The organism is Staphylococcus sp. EG-SA-2 (assembly GCF_017152085.1).
Genome location: NZ_JACYHC010000336.1, coordinates 1 through 324 on the forward strand (window position 1 = coordinate 1; position 324 = coordinate 324).

1 pseudogene is annotated in these 324 nt (G+C 22.2%); it reads left to right on the forward strand.

The features are described 5' to 3' along the window. Positions 1 to 241: 241 nt before the first annotated feature. A pseudogene (locus IDG60_RS03230) lies at positions 242 to 324 on the forward strand (tandem-type lipoprotein); the annotation flags it as partial.

Sequence of the window (324 nt, forward strand, 5' to 3'; positions counted from 1 at the left end):
AAGGAAGAAAATATTTACTTCACAGATAGTGTCTACTTTAATCCAAGCGAGGATAAATAAGTATAATTATTATTATAAAAAATGACGTTAGAACATTTAATAATAAAGTTAAATGAATTACATGTATTAAATTGAATAAGTTAGTTTTGTTTGATAACATAAAAGTTGAATAATCACTATTTTAATAAGTTATATGAAATATTCAAATGTTTATAAAATTAAAGCAGAGAGATGTGAAATGATGGAGTATATAAAAAAAATTGCTTTGTACATGAGTGTATTACTTTTAATCATTTTTATTGGGGGATGTGGAAATATGAAAGA